This is a genomic window from Actinomadura flavalba DSM 45200 (assembly GCF_000374305.1).
Taxonomy (GTDB): domain Bacteria; phylum Actinomycetota; class Actinomycetes; order Streptosporangiales; family Streptosporangiaceae; genus Spirillospora; species Spirillospora flavalba.
The window spans coordinates 1,174,859-1,197,676 of the sequence record NZ_KB894093.1; the positions used below are offsets into that span (position 1 = coordinate 1,174,859).

At 73.3% G+C, this 22,818-nt stretch carries 19 protein-coding genes; 9 read left to right on the plus strand and 10 right to left on the minus strand.

Features of this window, described 5'->3' with window-relative positions:
• The first annotated feature begins 282 nt into the window (after window positions 1-282).
• From C229_RS29485 to C229_RS0105300, 5 genes are all read left to right on the plus strand, one after another.
• Window positions 283-2,382: an MDR family MFS transporter gene (locus tag C229_RS29485; protein ID WP_018654037.1), complete on the plus strand. Its 2,100-nt coding sequence runs from the start codon at window positions 283-285 to the stop codon at window positions 2,380-2,382.
• A 40-nt stretch (window positions 2,383-2,422) separates the two neighbouring features.
• Complete coding sequence (locus C229_RS0105285; RefSeq protein ID WP_018654038.1) at window positions 2,423-3,667, plus strand: glycosyltransferase; 1,245 nt, start codon at window positions 2,423-2,425, stop codon at window positions 3,665-3,667.
• Window positions 3,668-4,584: 917 nt separating this feature from the next.
• Window positions 4,585-5,754, plus strand: a complete 1,170-nt coding sequence (locus C229_RS0105290) for a PP2C family protein-serine/threonine phosphatase (protein WP_205624420.1) — start codon at window positions 4,585-4,587, stop codon at window positions 5,752-5,754.
• A gap of 78 nt (window positions 5,755-5,832) precedes the next feature.
• Window positions 5,833-6,393 carry a PadR family transcriptional regulator gene (locus C229_RS0105295; RefSeq protein ID WP_018654040.1) on the plus strand — a complete coding sequence of 187 codons (561 nt, stop codon included), beginning with the start codon at window positions 5,833-5,835 and terminating at the stop codon, window positions 6,391-6,393.
• Window positions 6,393-7,328, plus strand: a complete 936-nt coding sequence (locus tag C229_RS0105300) for a hypothetical protein (protein ID WP_018654041.1) — start codon at window positions 6,393-6,395, stop codon at window positions 7,326-7,328. Before C229_RS0105295 ends, C229_RS0105300 begins: the two co-directional genes overlap by 1 nt.
• Before the next feature lie 18 nt (window positions 7,329-7,346).
• On the opposite strand, the gene C229_RS0105305 is transcribed toward C229_RS0105300, so the two are convergent.
• The 3 genes from C229_RS0105305 to C229_RS0105315 form a co-directional block, all read right to left on the minus strand.
• The gene (locus tag C229_RS0105305; protein ID WP_018654042.1) at window positions 7,347-10,025 is read right to left on the minus strand and encodes an MMPL family transporter; all 2,679 of its coding nucleotides are present in this window, start codon (window positions 10,023-10,025) and stop codon (window positions 7,347-7,349) included.
• Window positions 10,026-10,061: 36 nt separating this feature from the next.
• On the minus strand, window positions 10,062-11,858 hold the full coding sequence (locus C229_RS0105310; RefSeq protein WP_018654043.1) for a fatty acyl-AMP ligase: 1,797 nt from the start codon (window positions 11,856-11,858) through the stop codon (window positions 10,062-10,064).
• Between the two features lie 259 nt (window positions 11,859-12,117).
• The gene (locus tag C229_RS0105315; protein WP_026313463.1) at window positions 12,118-13,698 is read right to left on the minus strand and encodes a hypothetical protein; all 1,581 of its coding nucleotides are present in this window, start codon (window positions 13,696-13,698) and stop codon (window positions 12,118-12,120) included.
• Window positions 13,699-13,832: 134 nt separating this feature from the next.
• Between C229_RS0105315 and C229_RS0105320 the strand changes: the two genes are divergently transcribed.
• A complete protein-coding gene (locus C229_RS0105320) occupies window positions 13,833-14,579 on the plus strand; it encodes an IclR family transcriptional regulator (protein WP_018654044.1) in 747 nt (248 codons plus the stop codon).
• Here the strand turns inward: C229_RS0105320 and C229_RS0105325 are convergent.
• Entirely contained in the window at window positions 14,576-14,938 is a 363-nt protein-coding gene (locus C229_RS0105325) for a YkvA family protein (protein WP_018654045.1), read from the minus strand. The two genes, C229_RS0105320 and C229_RS0105325, sit on opposite strands and share 4 nt — an antisense overlap.
• 307 nt (window positions 14,939-15,245) lie before the next feature.
• Here C229_RS0105325 and C229_RS29490 point away from each other — a divergent pair, with 307 nt between their 5' ends.
• Entirely contained in the window at window positions 15,246-16,139 is an 894-nt protein-coding gene (locus C229_RS29490; protein WP_018654046.1) for an alpha/beta hydrolase, read from the plus strand.
• On the opposite strand, the gene C229_RS0105335 is transcribed toward C229_RS29490, so the two are convergent.
• From C229_RS0105335 to C229_RS0105350, 4 genes are all read right to left on the minus strand, one after another.
• A complete protein-coding gene (locus C229_RS0105335; protein WP_018654047.1) occupies window positions 16,136-16,747 on the minus strand; it encodes a septal ring lytic transglycosylase RlpA family protein in 612 nt (203 codons plus the stop codon). The two genes, C229_RS29490 and C229_RS0105335, sit on opposite strands and share 4 nt — an antisense overlap.
• A gap of 473 nt (window positions 16,748-17,220) precedes the next feature.
• On the minus strand, window positions 17,221-18,324 hold the full coding sequence (locus C229_RS0105340; protein ID WP_018654048.1) for a ferritin-like domain-containing protein: 1,104 nt from the start codon (window positions 18,322-18,324) through the stop codon (window positions 17,221-17,223).
• 109 nt (window positions 18,325-18,433) lie between these two features.
• Window positions 18,434-18,586, minus strand: coding sequence for a hypothetical protein (locus tag C229_RS29495; protein ID WP_155884605.1), 153 nt, complete (start codon window positions 18,584-18,586; stop codon window positions 18,434-18,436).
• A gap of 38 nt (window positions 18,587-18,624) precedes the next feature.
• Window positions 18,625-19,053: a VOC family protein gene (locus C229_RS0105350; RefSeq protein ID WP_033423926.1), complete on the minus strand. Its 429-nt coding sequence runs from the start codon at window positions 19,051-19,053 to the stop codon at window positions 18,625-18,627.
• A 90-nt stretch (window positions 19,054-19,143) separates the two neighbouring features.
• Here C229_RS0105350 and C229_RS29500 point away from each other — a divergent pair, with 90 nt between their 5' ends.
• On the plus strand, window positions 19,144-20,061 hold the full coding sequence (locus C229_RS29500) for a CE1 family esterase (protein ID WP_155884606.1): 918 nt from the start codon (window positions 19,144-19,146) through the stop codon (window positions 20,059-20,061).
• A 7-nt stretch (window positions 20,062-20,068) separates the two neighbouring features.
• Here C229_RS29500 and C229_RS0105360 read toward each other — a convergent pair whose 3' ends face one another.
• Both C229_RS0105360 and C229_RS0105365 read right to left on the minus strand, forming a co-directional pair.
• Window positions 20,069-20,665 carry an LURP-one-related family protein gene (locus C229_RS0105360; protein ID WP_018654051.1) on the minus strand — a complete coding sequence of 199 codons (597 nt, stop codon included), beginning with the start codon at window positions 20,663-20,665 and terminating at the stop codon, window positions 20,069-20,071.
• Window positions 20,666-20,725: 60 nt separating this feature from the next.
• On the minus strand, window positions 20,726-21,349 hold the full coding sequence (locus tag C229_RS0105365) for a TetR/AcrR family transcriptional regulator (RefSeq protein WP_018654052.1): 624 nt from the start codon (window positions 21,347-21,349) through the stop codon (window positions 20,726-20,728).
• A 118-nt stretch (window positions 21,350-21,467) separates the two neighbouring features.
• Between C229_RS0105365 and C229_RS0105370 the strand changes: the two genes are divergently transcribed.
• Window positions 21,468-22,763, plus strand: a complete 1,296-nt coding sequence (locus tag C229_RS0105370) for a GH1 family beta-glucosidase (RefSeq protein WP_018654053.1) — start codon at window positions 21,468-21,470, stop codon at window positions 22,761-22,763.
• The last annotated feature ends 55 nt before the right edge of the window (window positions 22,764-22,818 follow it).

Below are 22,818 nucleotides of genomic sequence, written 5' to 3' on the forward strand. Positions count from 1 at the left end.
CCCCAATGAAGCCGGGATCGTTCGACGAAGCGGAGCGTCCACGATGTCCCACTACGGCCGCATCTCGATGCGCACCTGGACCACTTTTCTCCCAGATGACTTGTCACGACGATGACAAGACTCACTGGTAACCAATGTGGCCTGATGGGATAGTTGAGACCCCCCGGAGCAAAGCCCGGGTAGCGTGACGAGACGCGAACGAATCGTAACAAACTCCACCGACGAATCTAGGGGGAAGCGGCAGGAGCCTCCCGCTCTCGTGGGGCCCGCCGCGCAGCAACCGTGACCCGGGGCCGATACCGCTGGGCACTGGCCGTCGTCGCCGTGTCCGCCTTCATGATCACCATGGACAACACGGTGGTCGTGACCGCCCTGCCCACGATCGCCCGCGACCTGGACATGTCCAAGTCCGCGCTCGACTGGGTCGCCACCGGCTACATCCTGATGTTCTCGTGCCTGATGATCGCCGGTGGGCGGCTCACCGACATCTACGGCTGCCGCGTCATCTTCATGACCGGCATGGCGATCTTCACGGTCTCCTCGGCCGTCTGCGGCCTCGCCGACGACGCCGCCGTCCTCATCACCGGGCGCATCGTCCAGGGCGCGGGCGCGGCCCTCGCCCTGCCCGCCACGCAGGTCGTCATCACCGTCGGACGCACCGACAAGCAACGCTCGGTCGGCACCATCGCCTGGGTCAGCGCCGCAGGCGGCGCGACCGCCCTCGGCCCCGCGATCGGCGGGTTCATCGCCCAGCACTGGCACTGGGGCTGGATCTTCCTGATCAACATCATCCCCGGCATCCTCGTCATCATGCTGGGCTCGGTCGTGCTGACCAGCAAGGGCGAGAACAAGCACGCCCGGATCGACCTGCCCGGCGTGATGATCTCCGCGACGATGCTGTTCGCCCTCATCTACGGCCTGGAGACCGGCCGCCACCACGGCTGGACCGACCCCGCCGTCCTCGGCGTCTTCGCGCTCGCCGGAATCGCGCTGCTGTGCTTCATCGTCGTCGAGCGCTGGGCGCCCGACCCGATGGTCAACCTGGCGTTCTTCCGCAACCGCGTGTTCGTCGGCGGGCTGCTGTCGCAGATGCTGTGGGGCATCGGCTTCAACGGCATGATCTTTTACGCGGCGACGTTCCTCCAGCGATTCCTCGGCTTCTCGCCGCCCAAATCCGGGCTCGTCATGCTGCCGTCCGCGATCGTCGTCATGGCCATGACGCCCGTCGCGTTCTGGATCGCGATGAAGCTCGGCCCGCGCCTCGCCATCGGCGGCGGCATGACGATGATGGCCGCCGGCATGGTCCTGTTCTCCACGATCCAGCGCGACGACGACTTCGCCGACCTCATGCCCGGCGTCCTCATCGTCGGCCTCGGCTCGGCCATGTGCATGCCGCTCGTCATGTACGTGCTCAAGTCCGTCCCCGAGGACAAGGCGGGCGTCGCCAGCGGCATCCTCAACGTCATCCGCGAGGCGTCCGGCGCCTTCGGCATCGCCATCCTCGGCCTGCTCATCCACGACATCCCCAAGGTCGGGGCCCCCGCCCCCGAGCTGGAGGAGTTCCGGCACGGCACGGCGTCCGGCCTCATCCTCGGCGCGGCGCTCGTCCTCGTCGGCGGCGTCATCGCGGGGCTGACGCTGCCGTCCCGGCGCGGCTGGATGGGGCCCAAGCACACCAAACGACGCGTTCCCATCCCGATTCCGGGCGCGGCCGGGGCGGCGATCGAGCCGGTGCCGACGCTCCAGCCGGTGCCCGCCGCCCGTCCCGAACCCGACTCCGCCATCGCCGGCGGCCACCGCCCCGGCACCGGACCCGACACCCCGCGCCCCTCGGCCGAGCCCGCCGCCCCGCACCCCGGAATCGAGCCCGCCGCCCCGCACCCCGGCATCGGACCCACCGCCCCGCGCCCCTCGGCCGCGCCCGCCGCCCCGCACCCCGGAATCGAGCCCGCCGCCCCGCACCCCGGGATCGAGCCCGCCGCCCCGCGCCCGATTCCCGACCCGGCCGCCCCGCGCCCCGGGGCCGAGCCCGCGCCGGTCGCCGCGCGGCGTCCGGCCCCCGAGCCGTGGCCCGAGCCGGACGCCGACGACCCCCTGGCCGCCGAACGCGCCGCCGCCGAGCACCAGTCCGCCGTGCGGCGTCGTGTCCTCGCCGCCCCCCACTACGAGCCGGCCGCGTCCCCCCGCGCGACCCCGCTCGACGGCATCCCCACCGGAGCGCCGCACCGCGCCCACTGGTGGGAGAACGGCGAGCGGCGCTGGCCCCCGCCGCCGCCCGAGGGGTTCTACGACCCCTACGTCCCCGAGGACGCCCCCCGCTCCTCCCGCTCCCGCGACGACGACCGCCCCGACGTCTGGTGGAACACCGAGGAGACCCCGTGACCGCCCGCCTTTCCACCGGGCGTGAGATTCAGGAGGCGCCGTGAGCCGCACCGTCGTGATCCTGGCCGCCGGGTCGCGCGGCGACATCCAGCCGTGCGTGGCGCTGGGGAAGGCGCTGCGCGAGCGGGGCGACACCGTGCGGCTCGTCGCGAGTGCCCGGTACGCGGGGCTCGCCGAGGCGGCGGGGCTGGAACTGGCGCCGCTGACGGCCGACCCCACCGAGATCCTCAACTCGGACGCCGGGCAGGAACTGCTGGCCGGCGGCCGCAACCCGGTGACGTTCCTCGGCGGCTTCCGGCGCATCCTCGGCCCGCTCGCCGAACGGCTCCTGGGCGAGTGCCTCGACGCGTGCAAGGGCGCCGACCTCGTCCTCGGCCCGACGCTCGCGCTGCTCCCCGGCCACCTGGCCGAGCACCTGAACGTCCCGTGGGCACTGATCCACTTCCAGCCGTCCCAGCCGACCGGCGCGTTCCCGCACCCGTTCACGCCGCAGGCGCGGATGCTCGGCGCGCGCGCGAACCGCGCGTCGTTCGCCGCCGTCGACCAGATCGCCTGGCAGCTCGCGCGCCCGTTCATCAACCCGTGGCGCCGCGACGTCCTGAACCTCGCGCCGCTGCCGCTGCGCGGGCCGATGCGGGCCGTCCGCGCGGACGGCGTGCCGGTCCTGGCGTGCTTCAGCGAGACGGTCGTCCCCCGGCCCCCGGACTGGCCGCCGAACGTCCACCTGACCGGCTACTGGACGCTGGACGAACCCGGCTACACGCCCTCGCCCGACCTCGCGGCCTTTCTGGAGGCCGGTCCGCCGCCGGTCTACGTCGGCTTCGGCAGCATGATCCCGAAGGACCCCGGGCTGACCGACCTCACCGTCCGCGCCGCCCTGCGCGTCGCGGGCCTGCGCGGCATCGTCCAAGGCGACCCGGCCACGTCCGACGACGACATCCTCGCCGTCAACGACGTCCCCCACACATGGCTCTTCCCCCGCACGGCCGCCGTCGTCCACCACGGCGGCGCGGGCACGACGGCAGCCGGGCTCCGCGCCGGCGTCCCGTCCGTGGTCGTGCCGTTCTTCGGCGACCAGCCCTACTGGGCCGAACGCGTCAACGCCCTGGGCGCGGGCACCGCGCCGCTCCCGTTCCGGTCCCTGACGGTCCCGGCCCTGGCCGCCCGCCTCCGCACCGCCACCACCGACCCGGCCCTCACCACCCGCGCCGCCACCCTCGGCACCCGCCTACGCACCGAGAACGGCACAGCCCAAGCCGCCGCTCTCCTGGACACCCTCACCTGACCCCACACGCCCTCCGGCACCCACGCACGAAGAACAGCACCACCCACGCCGCGCCCCTCCGCGACACCACGCGTGACCGCCCGCACCGCCTCCCCCGGCACCCGCCCACGCACCGAGACGGCACCGCGCCGCGCCCCCTCGACACCCACGCGTGACCACCCGCACCACGACCCTCGGCACCCGCCCACGCACGGAGAACCGCGCCGCCCACGTCGCATCGCTCCTCGGCACCCACCCCTGGCCGCCCGCACCACGACCCTCGGCGCCCGCCCAAGCGCGAGAACGGCGCCGCGTGCCTCCTCAACACCCACGCGTGACCGCCCGTACCACGACCCTCGGCACCCGTCCGCGCACCGAGAACGGCGCCGAGCCGCGCCCTCCTCGACGCTCATTTGACCGCCTGCGCCGCGTTCGTCGGCGCTCCGTCCGCGCACGGGGAACGGCGCCGCGCCCCTCTGCGGCGCCACGCGTGACCGCCCGCACCACGACCCTCGGCACCCGTCTGCGCACCGAGAACGGCGCCGCGCCCCTCCGCGGCGTCCTCATTGGCCGCCTGCGCCGCCTCCCTCGGTGCCCGTCTGCGTGCGGAGAACGGTGGTGCCCACGTCGCATCGGTTCTTGGCGTCCGCGCTTGGCCGCACGCGCTGTGGTTCTTGGTGCCCGCGCACGTGCGGGTGGGGCGGGTTTCTTCTCGGCGCTCTTGCTCGGCCGTCTGTGGCGTGTGCCTTGGTGCGCGTCCGTGGGTGGAGGGTGGCGTCGTTCGTGGGGTGTTCTTCTCGGCTGGTCGTGTGGTGGCGTTCTGCTGGGGGTGTCGGTGGCGTGGGAAGGTTGCTCCGCGAGCGGTCGCGGAGAGCGACGGTGCGAACGATCTTCGCGGGGAAGGAAGGACGCGAAGCTGAACGTGGAGGTGTCGGCGGGTGCGTAAGCGGTTGGCGTTGGCCGAGGTGCTGGCCGAGGCGGAGGCGGCCTCGCCGGTCGAGTCCCTGGACGTGGTCGCCCGCCACCTGCGCGACCGGTTCGGCGCGCGGTCCGTGTCGTTCCTGTTCGTCGACGTCGTCGAACTCCAGATGGTGCGGGTCACCGAGGAGTCGCAGTCCCGCGCCGGACGCGAGGACGACAAGGTCCACCTGCCCGGCAGCGTCTACGAACAGGTGCTGCGCGGCCAGCGGCTGGTCCTGGCCGCGGGCGGCGAGACGACGCAGCGCGTCCTGGCGCCGGTCACCAACCGGGGCGACATCATCGGCGTGCTCGAACTGTTCCTGCCCGAGGTCACCGAGGAGATCCTGGACCGCGTCCGGGAGGCCGCGCACGCGCTCGCCTACATCCTCGTCACCGACGGCCGCTTCACCGACCTGTACCTGTGGGGGCAGCGCACCGTCCCGGTGACGCTCGCCGCCGAGATCCAGCGGCAGCTCCTCCCGTCGGCGTCGTGCTGCCAGGCGCCGGAGTTCACGCTCGCGGCGGCGCTGGTGCCCGCCGCCGAGACCGCCGGAGACACCTACGACTTCGCCCTCGACCACGACACGCTGCACCTGTCCGTCACGGACGCGATGGGCCACGACACCGAGGCGGCCCTGCTCGCGACCCTGCTCGTCAACGCGTCCCGCGGCGCCCGCCGCGCGGGCACGACCCTGGCCGAGCAGGCCCGCCGGACGCACCGGGCGATCGTCGACCACCGTCCCGACAGCATGGCCACCGGCCAGCTCCTGCGCATCGCGCTGGACGGCAGCGGCGCCGAGGTCGTCAACGCGGGCCACCCGCAGCCGCTGCGCCTCCGCGACGGCGAGGCCGCCGAGATCCCGCTCGACGCGAACGTCCCGTTCGGCGTCCCGGTCCCCGATTCCTACCGCGTCCAGCGCCTGGACCTGCGTCCCGGCGACCGTATCGTCCTCTACACCGACGGCATGCAGGAACGTCAGGCCAGGATCGTCGACCTGCCCGCCCTGCTGAAGGCCACCGCCGAGGACCACCCCCGCGAGGTGGTCCGCACCCTGACGGCCGCGGTGAACCAGACCGGCCGGGGCCGCCTGGCCGACGACGCCACCGTCCTCTGCCTCGACTGGCACGGCCCGCACGGACACCGCTGAGAGCACGGCCGACCGTCCTGGTTCTCCCTGAAAGCGCGCCTTGGGCTATAGTCGGTTTCTGATAACAGGAGGCGACCAATGACCCGGAAGATCAAGAATCCGCTGGCGCTCGCGGTGCTGGGATTGCTGGTGGAGAGACCGATGCACCCGTACGAGATGGGGGCGGTGCTACGGGAGCGGGGCACCGGCGTGAAGACGAACCGGGGCTCGCTGTACGACGTCGTCGACGCACTGGAGGACGCCGGGTGGGTCGTCGTACGCGAGACGTCGCGGGAGGGGAAGCGGCCCGCGCGGACCGTCTACGGGCTCACCGACGAGGGACGCGACGCGTTCACGCGGTGGCTGGACGAGCTGATCCGGGAGCCGCGCGAGGAGTACCCGGTGTTCCTCACGGCCGTGGCCTACCTCGGCGCGCTCGGACCGGACGGGGCGCGGGCGGCGCTCGCCGCGCGGGCCGGACGGGTGCGGGCGGCGCTCGGCGAGCTGGAGGCGGCGACGGCGCGGGCCGGGATGCCGCGGTTGCACGTGATCGAGGCGGAGTACGCGGCGGCGGTGCGGCGGGCGGAGCTGGAGTGGGTCGAGCGGACCGTCGCCGAGATCGACGCGGGCACCCTGACCTGGCCGGACACGGAGGCGTGATGGAGTACGGCATCTACCCCGGGTCGATCACCGGGGACGACCGGGGCGGCCTCGCGTCCGGCCCGCCCGACGACCCGGACGCGATCCTCGCGGCCCTGCGGGACCTCGCGGGCGGCCGGCCCTTCCTCGTGCGCGGCTACACCGCGTTCACCGATCCGGGCCGGGACGCCACCGAGACGCCCCGGGACGTCGCCCGGTACGCCGGGGAGGGACGGCGGCTCGACCTCGTCGCGCAGTACCAGTCGGACTCGGGCGACGTACCGGGCTACCTGGCGTTCCTGCGGGGCCTGCTCCGGCGGCACGGGCCGTCGATCGCGACGCTCCAGGTCACCGAGGAGCCGAACATGACGGACGTCGCCACGCTCGACGGCGCCTACCCGAACGTGCGCCGGGCGCTGGTGGAGGGCGTCGTCGCGGCCCGCGCCGAGGCGGACCGGCTCGGCCTGCCCGACCTGCGCGTCGGATTCAACACGACGCCGCTGCTCGGCCCGTCCGCCGGTTTCCTGGACGACATCACGACGCTCGGCGGCCCGGACCTCCTCGCCGCGCTCGACTACGTCGGCCTCGACTTCTTCCCGGACGTGTTCTTCCCGCAGCCCGACGTCCCCGCCGCGACGGCGGGCCTGCTCGCCCTGCACCGCGACCTGATGACGCGGGCGGGCATCGGCCCGGACGTCCCGATCCACATCACCGAGCACGGCTGGCCCACCGGCCCGGACCGCGACCCGGCCCGCCAGGCGCGAGTGCTGCACGACGTCCTGACGACGCTCGACGGCGCGGCCGCCACCCTCAACATCGCGGCCTACCTGCACTTCTCCCTCCGCGACGCCGACTCCTCCGACCCGGGCCTCTTCCACCGCTTCGGCCTCATGACCGACGACCACACCCCGAAACCCGCCTACACCACCTACCGCACCGCCATCGCGTCGTCCTGACCGGTCGCGGCGGACGGGTCAGTCCTCGTCGACGGTCTCCTCGACCTCGCGCCAGGACCAGCCCGCGCCGTCGGGGTTGGGGTGGATCTCGCGACGCGTGCGGGTGACCTTGCGCGGCGCCGGTCGCTGGGGTTCGCCCTCGGCCCAGGGCTCCCAGCGGCCGTCGTCCGGGGACGGCGGGGGGCTCGGCGGAGCGGGCAGCGGGACCGGGGCCGGGGTCACGGTCGTGGACGTGCCGGGGCTGAACGTGATCGGGATGTGCGGAGCCTCCGGGGGCACCGAGGAGGCGTAGGCGGGCCGGGGGTCGGGAGCCGGGTCGGGTCTGACCGGGCGGCCCGACTCGTCCGTCCAGCGGACGGCGATCGAGTACGGCTGCTCCTCCGGGAGCGGCGGCGGCTTGACCGCCGGGCCGGACGCGTCGCTGACCTCGCCCAGGTCGAGCACCTTGTGCAGCCCCGCCAGCGGTTTGGGCAGCCACCAGTTCGCCGCGCCGAGGAACCGCATCGTCGCCGGGACGAGCAGCGACCGCACCAGCGCCGCGTCGATGACGATCGCGACGAACATGCCGACGCCGATCAGCTTCACGACCGTCAGGCTCGCCCCCGCGAACGCCGCGATGACGATGAGGAACAGCAGTGCCGCGCTGGTGATGATGCCGCCGGTGTACTGCATGCCGCGCGCGACCGCCTCGCGGTTGTCGTGCGTGCGGTCCCACTCCTCGCGGATGCGGCTGAGCAGGAAGACCTCGTAGTCCATGGAGAGGCCGAACACGACGGCGAGGATGAGGATCATCGACGTCGCCTCGACGGCGCCCGTCGGCGTGAAGCCGAGCACCCCCGCCAGGTGCCCGTACTGGAAGCCCCAGACGATCACGCCGAACGACGCCCCGATCGACAGGACGTTCATCAGGATCGCCTTGATCGGCAGCAGGATCGACCCGAACGCCATGAACAGCAGCAGGAACGTCGAGACGCACACCAGGATCGCCATCTTGGGCAGCGCCTTGACGAGGCTGTCGTTCTGGTCGAGCTGCGCCGCCGTGGAGCCGCCGACGTCGAGGTGCATCGGGAAGCCGTCCTTGGTCAGCTCCATCTTCTTGATCTCGCGGACCAGCGTGACGGCCTCGGGCTCCATCGGCTTGTGCTCGTGGAACACCGAGATGCGGACACCGCCGTAGTCGCCGTTCCAGCCGCTCAGCGCGGCCTCGGTGACGCCCGGCAGCCCGGCGAGGCGGGCGCGGAAGTCCTCGATGTACTTGGGGACGACCTCGTCCTCGCGGACGGGCCGGAAGTCGCGCGGGAACAGGTCGCCGGAGATGACGACGTCGATGGGCTCGGTGGAGCGGCTGGGGAACTCGCGTTCGATCGTCTCCACGACCTGCCGGGTCGGGCTGTCCTTGGGCAGGATGCGGACGTCGACCTGGCCGAACTGCACGTTCAGGAACGGGCCGGACAGCACGGCGAGGACGGCCAGCACCAGCGCGAAGTACGGCAGCGGGAACCGCATGACGTTGAGGCCGAGCCGGTACCAGAAGCGCCGGTCGTCGTCCTTCTCGCGGGCGCGGCGCCGCCACGGCATCTGCCCGAACTCGATGCCCCGGCCGAGGCACGCGATGAGCGTCGGCAGCAGGACGACGGCGCCGAACACGGCGACGAGGACGGTCGCGATTCCGGCGAGGCCGATCGTGCGCAGGAACATCTGCGGGAAGACGAGCAGTCCCGCGAGCGCGGCGGAGACGGTGATGCCCGAGACGATGATCGTCCGCCCGGCGGTCACCATCGTGCGGGCCAGCGCGGCCTGCCGCACCGGGTCGGCCATCCGCCGGTACGCCTTGCGTTTCTCGCGGCGGCCCTTGCGGGTGGGGTCGATCTTCCACGGTTTGCCCGGTGGCAGCCCGCGTTCGTCGAGCCCGCGTTTCAGTTCCTCGCGGAACCGGCTGATGATGAAGAGCGAATAGTCGATCGTGAGACCGACGCCCATCATCGTCACGACTTCGAGCGCCATCGAGTTGACGTCGGCGACGTAGGTGATGGCGTGCAGCAGCGCGAAGCCGCCGACGATCGCGAAGATGGCGATGAACGGCGGCAGCAGCGACGCGCCGAGCGCCCCGAACAGCAGCAGAAGCAGGATGAGCAGCGGCAGCGCCGTGATCAGCTCGGCGCGGACGATGTCGGTGACGACCCGTTCACCGAACTCGGTGCCGAGCGGGAACGCGCCGCCGAGCTGGGTCGTCAGGTCCGGGGCGGCCAGCCGTTCCTTGATCCAGAGATAGTTCTCGCCCTTGGCCTTGTCGTCGTCGCCCGCGACCTTGATCGAGACGATCGTGGCGTGCTGGTCCTTGGAGGCGAACTTGGGCGCCGTCTTGGCGTCGAACGACCAGTACGACGCGACCTCGGCCACCCGGTCCTTGGGCAGCCGCGCCACCGTCGTGACGACGTCGCGCATGTAGGTGGGGTCGTCGACGGTGCGGGTGTCGCTGCGGTACAGGACGAGCAGGTCGGGGTTGGTGCTGCCGAAGTACTCGTTGCCGAGCTTGGCGACGAGCGTCGAGGACGCCTTCGGGTCCTCGAAGCCGCCGTTCTTGAACTTCGCGAGGACGCCGACGCCCCAGGCCCCCGCCCCGGCCGTGAGGAGGAGGATCAGCAGCAGGCTCCACCACCGTCGCCGGTGGATGAGCCGTCCCAGCCCCGCAAGCATGTTCCTCCTGTGTCCCGGCCGCCGTTGGGTGCGACGCTAGCCGCGCGACGCCAGCCGCGCCGCCGTCGTCGGGAGCCCGCCGTCAAGGTACCGCTGCCGCGTCGCCGCACGAGCGATCTTGCCACTGGAGGTGCGGGAGATCCCGCCCGGCTCGATCAGCACGAAGTCGTGCACGGCCATCTCGTGCTCGACGTTGACGGCGCCGCGCACGGCGGCCTCGACCTCGTCCAGGTCCAGGCGGCCGAGCGGGACGCGCCGGTTCCGTTCGGCGACGACGACGAGCCGTTCGGTCTCGCCGCCGTCCACCGCGAACGCGGCGACGAAGTCGGGGCGGACGGCCTCGTGCGCCTCCTGCGTCGTGCCCTCGATGTCCTGCGGGTAGTGGTTGCGTCCGTCCACGATGATCAGGTCCTTGATGCGGCCCGTGACGTAAAGCTCGCCGTCGTGGACGACGCCGTAGTCGCCGGTCTTCATCCAGCGCTCGGCGGGCAGGTCGCCGGGTTCGGCCAGGACGCCGCCGAACGTGTCCTGGCTGCGCTCGGAGTTGCGCCAGTAGCCGGGGGCCGTGTTGGGGCCGTGCACCCAGATCTCGCCGACGCGCCCGTCGGGGCGCTCCAGCCGCGTCTCCGGGTCGACGATCGCGACGTACTGGCCGCACGGCTTGCCGCACGAGACGAGCGCGGTGGCACGGTCCGCGTCGGCGGCGCAGACGCGCAGCTCACCGGCGGTGAGGGCGTCGCGCTCGACGTGCAGGACGCGCGGCGGGGCGTCCTCGGCGGCGGCGGCGACGAACACGGTCGCCTCCGCGAGGCCGTAGCCGGGAGCCTGCGCGCCGGGGTTCAGGCCCGCCGGGGCGAGCGCGTCCGCGAAGGACGTCAGCGTGGACGGCCGGATCGGCTCGGCGCCGTTCAGGCAGGTGGTGAGGCCGCTGAGGTCGAGGTCGGCGATCTTCTCCGGGGTGGCGGACGACGCGACGTACTCGTAGGCGAAGTTCGGCCCGGCCGTGTAGACGTTCTTGCCGGGGCGTTCCGCGATGAGCCGCATCCAGCGCATCGGGTTCATGATGAACGACAGCGGGTCGGTGTAGATCGCGTGGTCGCCGTTGACGGTCGGCAGCGCCAGCACCGAGATGAGGCCCATGTCGTGGAAGAGCGGGAGCCAGCTCACCAGCTCGGGGTTGGGCCGCTCGGGCGCCCAGCCGGACCAGAGCTGCACGCCGTTCGCCGTCACGTTCCCGTGCGTGATCTCCACACCGGCCGGGCGGCGGGTGGACCCCGACGTGTACTGGAGGTAGGCGAGGTCGTCGAAGCCGATGGGCTCGTCGCGCCACTGGTCCGCGAGGGACTCGTCCACCTCCTCGGCGAAGACGATCTCGCGGGGCTGCGGGACGTCGTGGTCGGCGAGGAACTTCTCGACGTGCGAGAGCGCGTTGCGCGTCGTGACGACGACGGCGGGCTCGGCGTCGGTGTAGGCGCCGATGAGCCGATCGGCGTGGCCGGGGAGGTCGGGCGAGAACAGCGGCACCGCGATGACGTGCGAGTACATCGCGCCGAGCATCGTCATCATGTATTCGAGCGTCTGCGGGAGCAGCAGCGCGGCGCGGTCGCCGGGCTCGGCCGCCTGGCGGAGCCGGACGGCCATCGCGCGGGCGCGGCGGTCGGCCTGCGCCCAGGTGAGCGTGAGGTGCGCGCCCTTGGTGTCGAGGGAGTAGTCGACGTAGGTGAAGGCGGGAGCGTCCGGCTTCTCCGCCGCCCAGCGGGCGACGCGCTCGATGAGCGGCATACGGCCGTCACCGCCGGGCCGGAGTTCGGGAAGCAGCGAGCCCAGTGCCATGTGTGGTAACTCCCGGGGGATGGGCCGGCGGACGCAAGCGGGGGTCGCGAAGCGCCGGCGGGATGTGCGGCGGGGGCGCCGGAGGGGGTGCTCGCCCGGCCAACGGCGGCATCGTGCAGCGTGAAGCTACCCGATGGTAAGCGCAGGGCGATATTACTCATCGACCACATTCGCCGGGTCGGCCTTTGTCACGGTTGTGACAAGTCGACGGTCCGCGCCCGGCGTGCGACCCCGATCCTAGTCGTCCTTCTACAGCCGGTCAGCGGCGGCGCCACAGGGCGATGCGGCGGCGCCACAGGTTCAGGGACGCGGCGAGCCACAGCAGCGCGACCTCGGCGGCGATGGCGACGGCGAAGACGACGGCCCAGTCGCGTCCGCCGCCCGTCTCCCCGCCGGTGGGGGCGATGAGCGTGAGTTCGTCGTCGCCCGCCGCGTCGGCCGGGGTGACCGACGGGAGGGCGGGCAGCGCCGTGGAGAGGGCGTCGTTCGCCGGGGGGTCGTAGGCCGGGGCCAGCGCCTCGGCCGGGGGGCGGTCCCACAGGGTCGTGGGCGGCTCGGGACGCGGGAGCGGCGCCGGGCCGTGCGGACGCTCGGGCGGCTGCGGACGCTCACCCGGACGCGGCCGCGCCGGCGTGCGCGGAGGCGGCGGCGCCTGCGGCGGCACGGCGGGCGCCGCCACGGGCCTGCGCGACGGGGTCGGCCGCGCGGCCGGACGCGTGCCGGGCCGCGCCGTCCCGCCGGGCACCGGCGTCCCCGTACCGGGCACGACACCCGGCTGCGGCGCGGGCGTCGTCCGGCCGGGACGGGGGCTCGGCGCGGGGGCCGGTCCGCTGGGGCGAGGGGTCGGCGCGGGCGCCGTCCCGGCCGCGCGCGGCCGCGAAACGCCCTCCTGCGGCGCGGGCGCCGCCTCGTCCGCACGGGGATGCGACACGGGCGTCCCGCCGGGACGGACGACCGGCGCGGATGTCGTGCCACCGGGACCGGCGGCCGGTGGCTGCGTCGTCCCGCCGGGACGGGGTTTCGGCGCGGGCGTCGTCCCACCGGGACCGGCGGCCGGTGGCTGCGTCGTGCCGCTGGGCCGGGTTTTCGGCGCAGGCTTCGTTCCGCCGGGGCGGACGGCCGGTGCGGGTGTCGTGCGGCCGGGGTGGGGGTTCGGTGCGGATGTCGTTCCGCTGGGGCGGGGGGTCGGTGCGGGCGTCGTGCTGGTCGGGGTGGGTCTCGGGCCGCTGGGGCGGGGGGTCGGGGCCGGTTGCGTCGCGGCGGCGCGGGGGCGGGACGCGTTGTCGCGCGGTGTGGACGCGTGCGGGGTCGTGTCCGGCTTCGGGGCCGCGATCGTGGCCTGCGGACGCGGTACGGGCGTCGCGTCGGTGGGGAGGGAGGGCACGGTGGGGGCCGTCTTGGGCGGGGCCGGGCGGGTGTCGACCGTGACGGGGCCGGTGTCGCGGGCGGTCGCGGTGGCGGTCAGGTGCGGGACGGCCTCGGGGGACGCCGGGCGCAGGGTCACGTGAACGGTGCGCGCGCCCGCGAGGGTGCCGAGGGGGCAGTGGAGTTCCGCGCCGGACGGCGCGCAGCCTGCGGCGGGCCCGGCGAAGGCGGCGTCCGCGACGGCGAGGCGCAGCGCGGCGTCCCGCACGACGCCTTCCGTGGCGCGGACGCGGACGGCGTGCTCGACGAGTTCGCCGGTGCGGACGCCGGGCGTGATCGTGGCGGCCAGGCCCGGCGCGACGGCGACCGCCGACCGGTCGCCCGCCAGCAGCGACGGCACCGCCAGTCCCCCGGCGAGCAGCACGGCGCCCCACCGCCGCCGTCGTGTCGTTTCGCCCGTGCCCGTCACGTTCATCCCCGATCTCCGCGATCCCCGGCCCATGTCGTTATAACCGGATGCGAGCATGTGATAACCCTGCGCGATCATTTCGCACAGTGAAATCGAATCTCCGTACAATCGGGCCGTCCGAAGACGAAGGGGAGGCACCGGTGGCGGAGGCCGTACGGTCGCTGGAACGCGCGTTCGAGCTGCTGGAACACCTGGCGGACGCGGGCGGCGAGATGGCGCTGTCGGAGCTGACGGCGGCGTCCGGCCTGCCGATGCCCACGATCTACCGGCTGATGCGCACGCTGGTGACGCTCGGGTACGTCCGGCAGGAGCCGTCCAAGCGGTACGCGCTCGGGCCCCGGCTGATCCGGCTCGGCGAGGGCGCCGGGCGGCGGCTCGGCTCGTGGGCGCGCCCGGCGCTGACGCGGCTCGTGGACGAGCTGGGCGAGACGGCGAACATGGCCGTGCTGGAGGGCGACGAGGTGGTGTACGTCGCGCAGGTCCCGTCGCGGCACTCGATGCGGATGTTCACCGAGGTCGGCCGCCGGGTGAAGCCGCACTGCACGGGCGTCGGCAAGGCTCTGCTCGCGCAGCTCCCCGAGCCGCGCGTCCGGGAGATCCTGGAACGTACCGGGATGGCGCCGAGCACGCCGCACACGTTCACCGACGCCGACGCGCTGCTGGCCGAACTCGGCCGCATCCGCGACGTCGGCTACGCGGTGGACGACGAGGAGCAGGAGGTCGGCGTCCGCTGCGTCGCCGTCTCGCTGCCGGACGCGCCCGCACTGACGGCGCTATCGGTGTCCGGCCCGTCCGCGCGGATGACGGCCGAGGCGGTCGGCGCCGCCGTCCCGCTCATGCGCGAGATCGCGGCGAGTTTCTCCAGGGAACTGTCACCGCGCGGTTAGTCGACGACCTCGCCGGGGACGGCCGTCGGCCTCCCGCCGCGCTCCCAGCGGACGAAGTCGCCCGCGTTGCGGACGAGCAGCGTGACGAGCCAGAGCGCGACGCCCGCGTCGTCGGCGATGCCCGCGACGGGGATCACCTCGGGGATCGCGTCCAGCGGCCACACGATGTAGATCATGCCGAGCAGCAGCAGGCCGAGCGTCCCGACCGACATGCCCTTGTACTCGCCCTTCAGGACGGACTTGACCATCCGGGGCACGGCCCGCGCCCGCTCACCGAGCCGGGGCTGTCCCTCTTCGAGCGTCTCGTTGTAGACCTGCCACGCCTGCCCTGCGGCGGCGGCACCACGCTTACCGTTCATCCGGCGCTCCTTCCCAGGGGCCACGCGGGCGTGCCCCCGCACCGCCCACGCCTTCTCAGACGCGGCGCGCGCCCGCTTTGTTCCATCCGGGGCCGGTGTGATTTCCGCACCTTCCCGGCCGTACGGCTGCCCACGACGCGATTCTTGTGTTACCAAGAGTGATGCCTCCCTCACCCGGCCTGCCAGGGTGCGGCGGTTCCGGGCGCCGCGCCCGGCGTCCACTGCCACGATGGAGCCGGGGCGTCCGTCCCCCGCGACAGGAGCTGACCAGGCCATGAGCGCAGATCGTCCGGACTCCGGTGCGCCCGTGCGGGGTATCGCCGCCGGGACGGCCTACGTCGCGGTGCCGCCGACCGCCGTGGACGCCCGCGCGTCCGGCGCGACGCGGCTCGTGCTCGCGTGGCCGGGGTTCGATCCGCCCCGGTCGGCGGCGGCGCTGGCGATGGCCGCGCCGATGACGGGCGTGCCCACCTGGCGCGTCTACCTGGAGCTGCCCACCGCCGACGGGCTGCCGCCGGACGGGCTCGGCAGCGGCACATTCCTGGAGTCGGGGGCGATGGAGTACTACGGCGCCGCCGTCGAGGGGGCCGTCGAGCGGCTGCCCGCCGCGCTGGCGGCGCTGCGCGGCGACCTCGGCCTCCCGGACGGGCCGGTCGCGCTGACGGGCTTCTCGGCGGGCGCGGCGGCGGCGCTGCTCGCGCTCGCGCAGGACGCGGTGCCGGTGAGCACGGCGGCGGTGGTCGCGCCGGTCGTCGCGCCGCACCGCGCGGCGCGGGCGCTGGAGGCCCGGTCGGGCCGCGAACGCGCCTGGTCGGAGGGGGCGGGCGCGCTCGCGGACCGGCTCGACCTCGGCGCCCGCGCCCACGACATCGCGGCGCGCGGCGTCCCGCTGCTGCTCATCGGCGGCGCCCGCGACCGCGTCGTGCCGCCGGGCGAGATCACCGAGCTGCGCGAGGCGCTGGCCCGCGCCGGGGCCCCGGCCGTCGAGGCCGCCACGTTCCGGATGGGGCACGCGCTGGCGGCCGAGCCCGGCACCGAGCCGCGTCCGCCGATCACCGAGGCCGTCCGGGTGGACGGCGTCCTCACCGACTGGTTCCGGGAACGTGTCGCCGAGGTGACGCGCCCCGCGACCGCCGCCCCGCCCGCACGGGCCGTCCCGGCGGACGGGGCGTTGCGCGAGGTCGCGCCGCAGCGCGGTTAGCGCGCGAGCACCTGGTAGCTCACCGGGATGACGCCGGAGCCGGTGCCGCCGACCTGCTGCATCGCGGCGCGGGAGAGGTCCAGGCAGCGTCCGGCGACGAACGGGCCGCGGTCGTTGATGCGGACGGTGACCCGCTTGCCGTTGTTCTTGTTGGTCACGCGGACCTTGGTGCCGAACTTCAGCGTCTTGTGCGCGGCCGTCAGGTCACTCGGGTCGAAGCGCTCGCCGCTCGCGGTCATCTGGCCCTGCCAGTAGTAGGACGCCTCGCAGGACCCGCTGCTCACGACCTTCGCGGCGGGCTTCGCCTTGGTCTTCGTGGGCTTGGGCGACGGCTTCGCCGTCTCCGTCTCCGTCGGCGTCGGCTCGGGCGACGGGCTGGACGACGGATCGGTGCGGCGCCCGTCGCGGCTCGCCCGGGTGGGCGTGGCGCGGGGCGGGTCGGCGGCGAGCGGGGCCGGGTTCGTCGTCGTCACGTCGGCGACGGGGGTGGGGTTCGTGCTGTTCGCCCGGTTCAGGACGGCCCAGGCGCCGGCCGCGAGGACGGCGACGGCCAGCCCGGAGGCGAGGACCAGCAGACGGGAACGGGACGCGGGGCGGTGCTTGCCCACAGGGAAGTCCTTTGATCGGGGACAGGACCCCGGACGCCCGGCAGCGGAACCCGGCGCACGCGAAAGGACCGCGCGCGTCGTTCTGCGACCGTTGTTGTCATGTGCGGTGCGGCGTTTCTCGCCCGCTCACCGCGCGGACCTTCCGCCGGGGGACACGACCCCGGCCGGCGTCCGCCTCTTCCAAGCCCCCGAAGGGCGCTCGCCCGCGTCGTCGCGGCTCGGCGTCCGGCGCGCGCGGCGCCTGGACGGAGCCGCACACAGCTACCTGACCGTACGGACGAATGCCGATGACGCAACCGAACGGCCACTCTTTGTGGGGTTTGTCACCCGTTTTTTGGCGCTGTGCAGTGGATCAGTACCGGTGCGTCAACGGAATTCAAGATCGCGATGGGAAATCCATGATCGTTGATCACGCGCCGATCACGGGCGCGGAAAAGGGGCCGTTCCGGTCCGGAACGGCCCCTTTCGCCGGGCTACTCGGCGCCGAGCGCGATGGCCTCCTCGACCTCGCCCCGGCGCACCGTGACCTCCTGCTCGTACCGCTCCGCGTCGACCTTCTCCGCGATCTCCTCGTCCTGCCGCATCAGCGCCTCCAGGTCGCCCTTGGCGTTGTCGAGCACGCCCATGTCGGCGTACGCGGCCTGCACCTTCGGCCCCCAGAGCCCCACGTCCCGGACGCACGGGACGATCCGGCTGAACAGCATGGACTGGTACAGCGTGAACATCGGGGACTGTTCCACGTACTCCATGCACCGCTCGACCGGCAGCTCCAGCCGCTCGATGACCTCGCGGCCCTTGAACCGGTCGCGCATGAGGTAGCAGCCCTCGACGACGAACTCCTCCCGCTCGGCCCGCTCCTTCTCGGTCAGCTCGGCGTAGTAGTCCTTGAGCGCCAGCCGGCCGAACGCCACGTGCCGCGCCTCGTCCTGCATGACGTACGCGAGAAGCTGCTTGACCAGCGGGTTCGTGGACAGGTCGCGGTAGACGCCGAACGCGGCGAGCGCCAGGCCCTCGATGAGCACCTGCATCCCGAGGTAGGGCAGGTCCCAGCGGCTGTCCTCCAGCGACTCGGCGAGCAGTTTCGCCAGGTCCTGGTTGATCGGGTAGTACATCCCGATCTTCTCGTGCAGGAACTTGGTGTACAGCTCGACGTGCCGCGCCTCGTCCATCGTCTGCGTGGCGGCGTAGAACTTGGAGTCCAGGTCGGGGACGGACTGGACGATCCGGGCCGAGACGTTGAGCGCGCCCTGCTCACCGTGCAGGAACTGGCTGAACAGCCACGATCCCTGGTGGCGGCCGAACTCGTCCCGCTCCTTCTGGGTCATCCGGTCCCAGATGTCGGACCCGTGCAGCGGGTTGAACTCCTCGGGCAGCCCGGCGACGTTGACGGGATCGACCTCCTGATCCCAGTCGATGCGCTTCTGCGCGTCCCACTGCTTGTCCTTGCCCTTCTGGTACAGGTTCAGCAGCCGGTCGCGCCCGCCGTCGTACTCCCAGGTGAAGCGGGCAGCGCCGCTCATCGGGACGTTCCAGGTCTCGTCCGGCACGGGGGTGGTGTAGAGGTCGAAGGAACTCACGCACATGCCTCCTCGCCGCGGAAGACTCCGCTTTACATCTCTTCGTAACATGTAAAGCGGCTCGGGCACCAGGGCCCCCACAAGCGATCACTGACGTCGGCGCGCCGGGTCAGGCCGGGCGGTAGACGGTGAGGACCGCGCCGTTGGCGAAGCGTCGTTCGCGGACGAGGCGCAGCGGCAGGATCTCGCTGTTGGCCCAGCCGGGGTCGGTGAGCGTGCGGGACACGACGTACTTGCGGACGGCGTTCAGGTGCTCGGACACGACCGGTGAGCAGCGCCGCCTCCCGGCGGACGCGAAGCTCACGCGGGGGCCGCGGCGGCGTCCTCCGGGGGTTCGAGGGGGACGGCCTGTTCGGCGGGGTGTTCGGCGAGGAGGTGGACGAGGCCCGCCGGGTTCTTGATCCAGTGGGCGGGGGCGTCGCCGAGGTCCTCGATCTCGTCGCAGGTGGCGACGCCCGCCGCCGCCAGGTGCGCGGTCGCGCGGGCCAGGTCGTCGGTGCGCAGGTCGAGCCACAGGTCGGGCCGGGCGTAGTGGTCGACGCAGTCGAGCCACAGCGTCGTGGGGCCGTACTGGACGCGGTAGGTGCGGGAGACGTCGCGGGTGCCCGTCTCGTCCGGGACGACGTCGAAGCGGAGCACGTCCCGGTAGAACGCCACGGTCGCCTCGAACTCCGCCTTGGGGATCTTCATCGCGATGTTCACGCCACCCGAGAAGGACGGTGCCGTCATTTCGTTCCCCCGATCGTCGTTGACCAGCATCGCCCACGCTAGCGACGACGTCGGACATCCCGTGGCGGCCGCGCGGGTAATGTCCGGCGTGTGAGGGTTCGGGGGTGGGTGGCGCTGGTCGCGGCCGTGCTGGTGGCCGTGGCGGGGTGCGAGGGCGGAGAGCGGGCGGCGGTGCGGCCCGCGGCGCGGTGCGAGCCCGCCGGGCTGACCAGCGGGCGGCACGCGTTCGAGGGACGGTCGTATCTGCTGACGTTGCCGGACGAGGCCGATCGGCCGGTGCCGTTGATCTTCGACTTCCACGGGCTCAACTCGTCGGCCGTGGCGCAGTCGTTGTTCAGCAGGCTGGCGCGGGAGGGGCCGCGCGCGGGGTTCGCGGTGGTGGAACCGGAGACGGCGGCCGGGCGGAAGGGCTGGAAGATGCCCGGAATGCGGCAGGGCGGCGCCGACGTCGGCTATGTCGGGCGGCTGCTCACGCACCTGGAGCAGCGGCTGTGCCTCGACCGCCGCCGCGTCTACGCCGCCGGGTTCTCCAACGGCGCGGGGCTCGCGGCGGCGCTCGTCTGCGGGCTGCGCGGACGCGTCGCGGGCGTGGCGGCCGTCGGCGGCGTCACCATGACGCGGGCCTGCGCCGACCCGCCGCCGGTCACGATGCTCGTCGTGCACGGCACGGCCGACGCGATCATCCCCTACGGCGGCGGGCCGCCGTTCGGCGGGCGGCTGAGCGCCGTCCCGGCGTGGATGCGGCCCGCCGACGGACGCTACGCACTGCCGTCCGTCCCGGCGGCGACGCGCGCGTGGGCGCGCGCCCAGGGCTGCGCCGCGCCGCGCCGGGAGCGCGACGCCGAGGTCGTCACCACCCGGTACGACGGCTGCCGCGACGGCGCCGACGTCACCCTGCACACCGTCGAAGGCGCGGGCCACGCGTGGCCGGGCTCGTTCCCGATCGACCGCGGCGTCCACACCCGCCGCCTCGACGCCACCCGCGCGCTCCTGGACGCGTTCGCCTGACCGCGCGTCAGCGCGACTGGAGCGCGTCCAGCGCGACGGCCTGCGCGATGACGAGCCGCCGGTCGATGCGCGGGTCGTGGATGTCGACGACGTAGCGGTCCCGCAGCCCGAACTTCTTCACGACCGAGAACACGACCTGGTCGCCGGAGCGGAAGTCGAAGTGGTACGGCCACGCGAACGGCAGCGCCTCGACCCACGGGATGAAGTTCCAGACGCGCCGCAGCCCGGCGACGAACCGGCTGCGCTCGGACCCGGTGAGCCCGCCGAGGCCGGGCTGGTCGAGGTGCCAGGTGGACGACAGCAGCGACCGCCGGAAGTCCTTGCGGAACTCCCCGATGGGCTCGCCGGACTCGGCGGTGACGTCGTACCGGGCGCCGAGGTCGATCTTGCGACGCGCTCGGAAGGAGAAGATCGGCTCCTTCTTCTTCTTGTCGGCGTAGAGGGTGACCTTCTCCTTGAACGCGACGCGCTTCTGCTGCGCGAACGCGACCAGCTCGCCCTCGCCGCCGCCGGGCGACTCGGCGTGCACCTCGTACTGGTTGACCATGGGGCGGATGCGCTGCCGGATGAGCAGGCGGCTGTGCGACTGGTGCTGAGCGTCCACGGTGACACCTTCGGTCTCGGGGGGATCGGCGGGATACCCCCGCGTACGGGGGGTAACCGCTCAGCCGTCCGCGATGTGCCCGGCGAGGTAGCCGTGGATGAGCCGTTCGGCCTCGGCGATGATGTCGGGGTCGCCGTCGGCGCTGCGCCGGAACGCCATCTTCAGGACGGCGTCGCCCGCCTCGACGGCGATGCCGAGCGCGCGGGCCAGTTCGGGGGTGTCGCGCAGGTCGAAGGTGCGGACGAGCATGTCGCGCAGTTCGCGGGCGACGACGGAGTTGTTCTCGTGCCCGGCGTCGAGCAGGTTGACGTCCGCGATGTCACCGAAGCGCAGGACGCGGAAACCGGGGACGGTGCGGTGCATGTCGACGAAGACGGCGATGATGGCGCCGACGGAGTCGGACCAGTCGTCGAAGCCGCCTCCGGCGAGGCGGGCGGCGACCCGGTCGCCGAACTGCTCGAAGTTGCGCAGGGCGAGGGCCTGGGCGACGGCGCGTTTGTCGGGGAAGAACTGGTAGACCGAGCCGATGGCGACTTCGGCGCGCTGCGCGATGCGGGTGGTGGTCAGGCCGTCGAAGCCGTCCTCGTCGAGGATGCCGGCGCAGGCGTCGAGCATCCGCTGGACGCGTTCGGCGCTGCGGCGCTGGGCGGGGCGGCGGCGCAGGGGGGTCCGGTTGTCCGTCACCCGTCCATTGTCGCCCAGTCACGGCGTGCGATGACGCGGGTGCGTCGCGAACCCCTTTCGTCCGGGTTCGCCCCACCCGTAGCATCCGAATACTTCTCACGTTTCCCGGGAGGCCGGAATGGACCGATTCCAGTGGGGCGTCGCCACCGCCGCCTACCAGATCGAGGGCGCCGTCACCGAGGACGGGCGCGGCCCGTCCACCTGGGACGTCTTCGCGCACACCCCCGGCCGCGTCCGCGACGGCCACACCGGCGACGTCGCGTGTGACCATTACCACCGCTGGCCGGAGGACGTCGCGCTGATGGCCGGGCTGGGCGTGGACGCCTACCGGTTCTCGGTGGCGTGGCCGCGCGTGCAGCCGTCCGGGTCGGGCGCGGTGAACGCGGCGGGGCTCGACTTCTACGACCGGCTCGTGGACGCGCTGCTCGCGGCCGGGATCGCGCCCGCCGCGACGCTGTACCACTGGGACCTGCCGCAGCCGCTGGAGGACGCGGGCGGCTGGATGAACCGCGACACCGCCCACCGTTTCGCGGAGTACGCCGCCATCGTCGCGGACCGGCTCGCCGACCGCGTGGACGCGTGGATGACGCTGAACGAACCCGTCGTCGTCATGGCCTACGGCTACGGCTACGGCCTCTACGCCCCCGGGCACGCGCTGCTGCTGGACGCACTGCCGACCGCGCACCACCAGCTCCTCGCGCACGGCCTCGGCGCGGCCGCGCTGCGCGCCCGGGGCGCCCGCAGGGTCGGGATCGCGAACCACTACTCGCCCGCGTGGCCCGCGTCCGACGACGCCCGCGCGGCGACCGCGACGTTCGACCTGATGCTGAACCGGCTGTTCACCGAGCCGCTGCTGACCGGCGCCTACCCCGACCTGACGCCGCTCGGCGGGTTCCCGGACGGCGTCGTGCGGGACGGGGACCTGCCCGTCATCGCCGCGCCGCTGGACTTCCTCGGCGTCAACTACTACCGGCCGACGCGGATCGGCCCGGCCCCGGCGGACTCCCCGCTGCCGTTCGACCTGGTCGACATGCCGGACTTCCCCGTCACCGACCTCGGCTGGCCGATCGTCCCGGACGCCTTCGGTGACCTGCTGCGCGACCTCCGCGCCACCTACGGGGACGCGCTGCCGCCGCTCGTCGTCACCGAGAACGGCTGCTCGTTCCCGGACGCGCCCGACGACGGGCCGCGCGTCGCGTTCCTGGAGGCGCACATCGCCGCGATGCGCGCCGCGATGGCCGACGGAGTGGACGTCCGGGGCTATTTCGCCTGGTCGCTGCTGGACAACTTCGAGTGGTCCGAGGGGTACCACCCAAGGTTCGGGCTCGTCCACGTCGACTACGCGACGCAGCAGCGCACCCCGAAGCGGTCGTACGCCTGGTACCGCGACCTCATCGCCGCCGCACGCGCGTGACGCACGCCACTCCGCCGCATGTCACGTTCGCGCGGGTCCGCCGCATCTGGTGGGC

Coding starts and splice junctions, on each gene's coding strand:
- C229_RS0105295 (WP_018654040.1), top strand. CDS start 5,833: ATGACCCGGAAGATCAAGAATCCGCTGGCGCTCGCGGTGCTGGGATTG.
- C229_RS0105300 (WP_018654041.1), top strand. CDS start 6,393: ATGGAGTACGGCATCTACCCCGGGTCGATCACCGGGGACGACCGGGGC.
- C229_RS0105305 (WP_018654042.1), bottom strand. CDS start 10,025: ATGCTTGCGGGGCTGGGACGGCTCATCCACCGGCGACGGTGGTGGAGC.
- C229_RS0105310 (WP_018654043.1), bottom strand. CDS start 11,858: ATGGCACTGGGCTCGCTGCTTCCCGAACTCCGGCCCGGCGGTGACGGC.
- C229_RS0105315 (WP_026313463.1), bottom strand. CDS start 13,698: ATGAACGTGACGGGCACGGGCGAAACGACACGACGGCGGCGGTGGGGC.
- C229_RS0105325 (WP_018654045.1), bottom strand. CDS start 14,938: ATGAACGGTAAGCGTGGTGCCGCCGCCGCAGGGCAGGCGTGGCAGGTC.
- C229_RS0105350 (WP_033423926.1), bottom strand. CDS start 19,053: ATGACGGCACCGTCCTTCTCGGGTGGCGTGAACATCGCGATGAAGATC.
- C229_RS0105370 (WP_018654053.1), top strand. CDS start 21,468: ATGGACCGATTCCAGTGGGGCGTCGCCACCGCCGCCTACCAGATCGAG.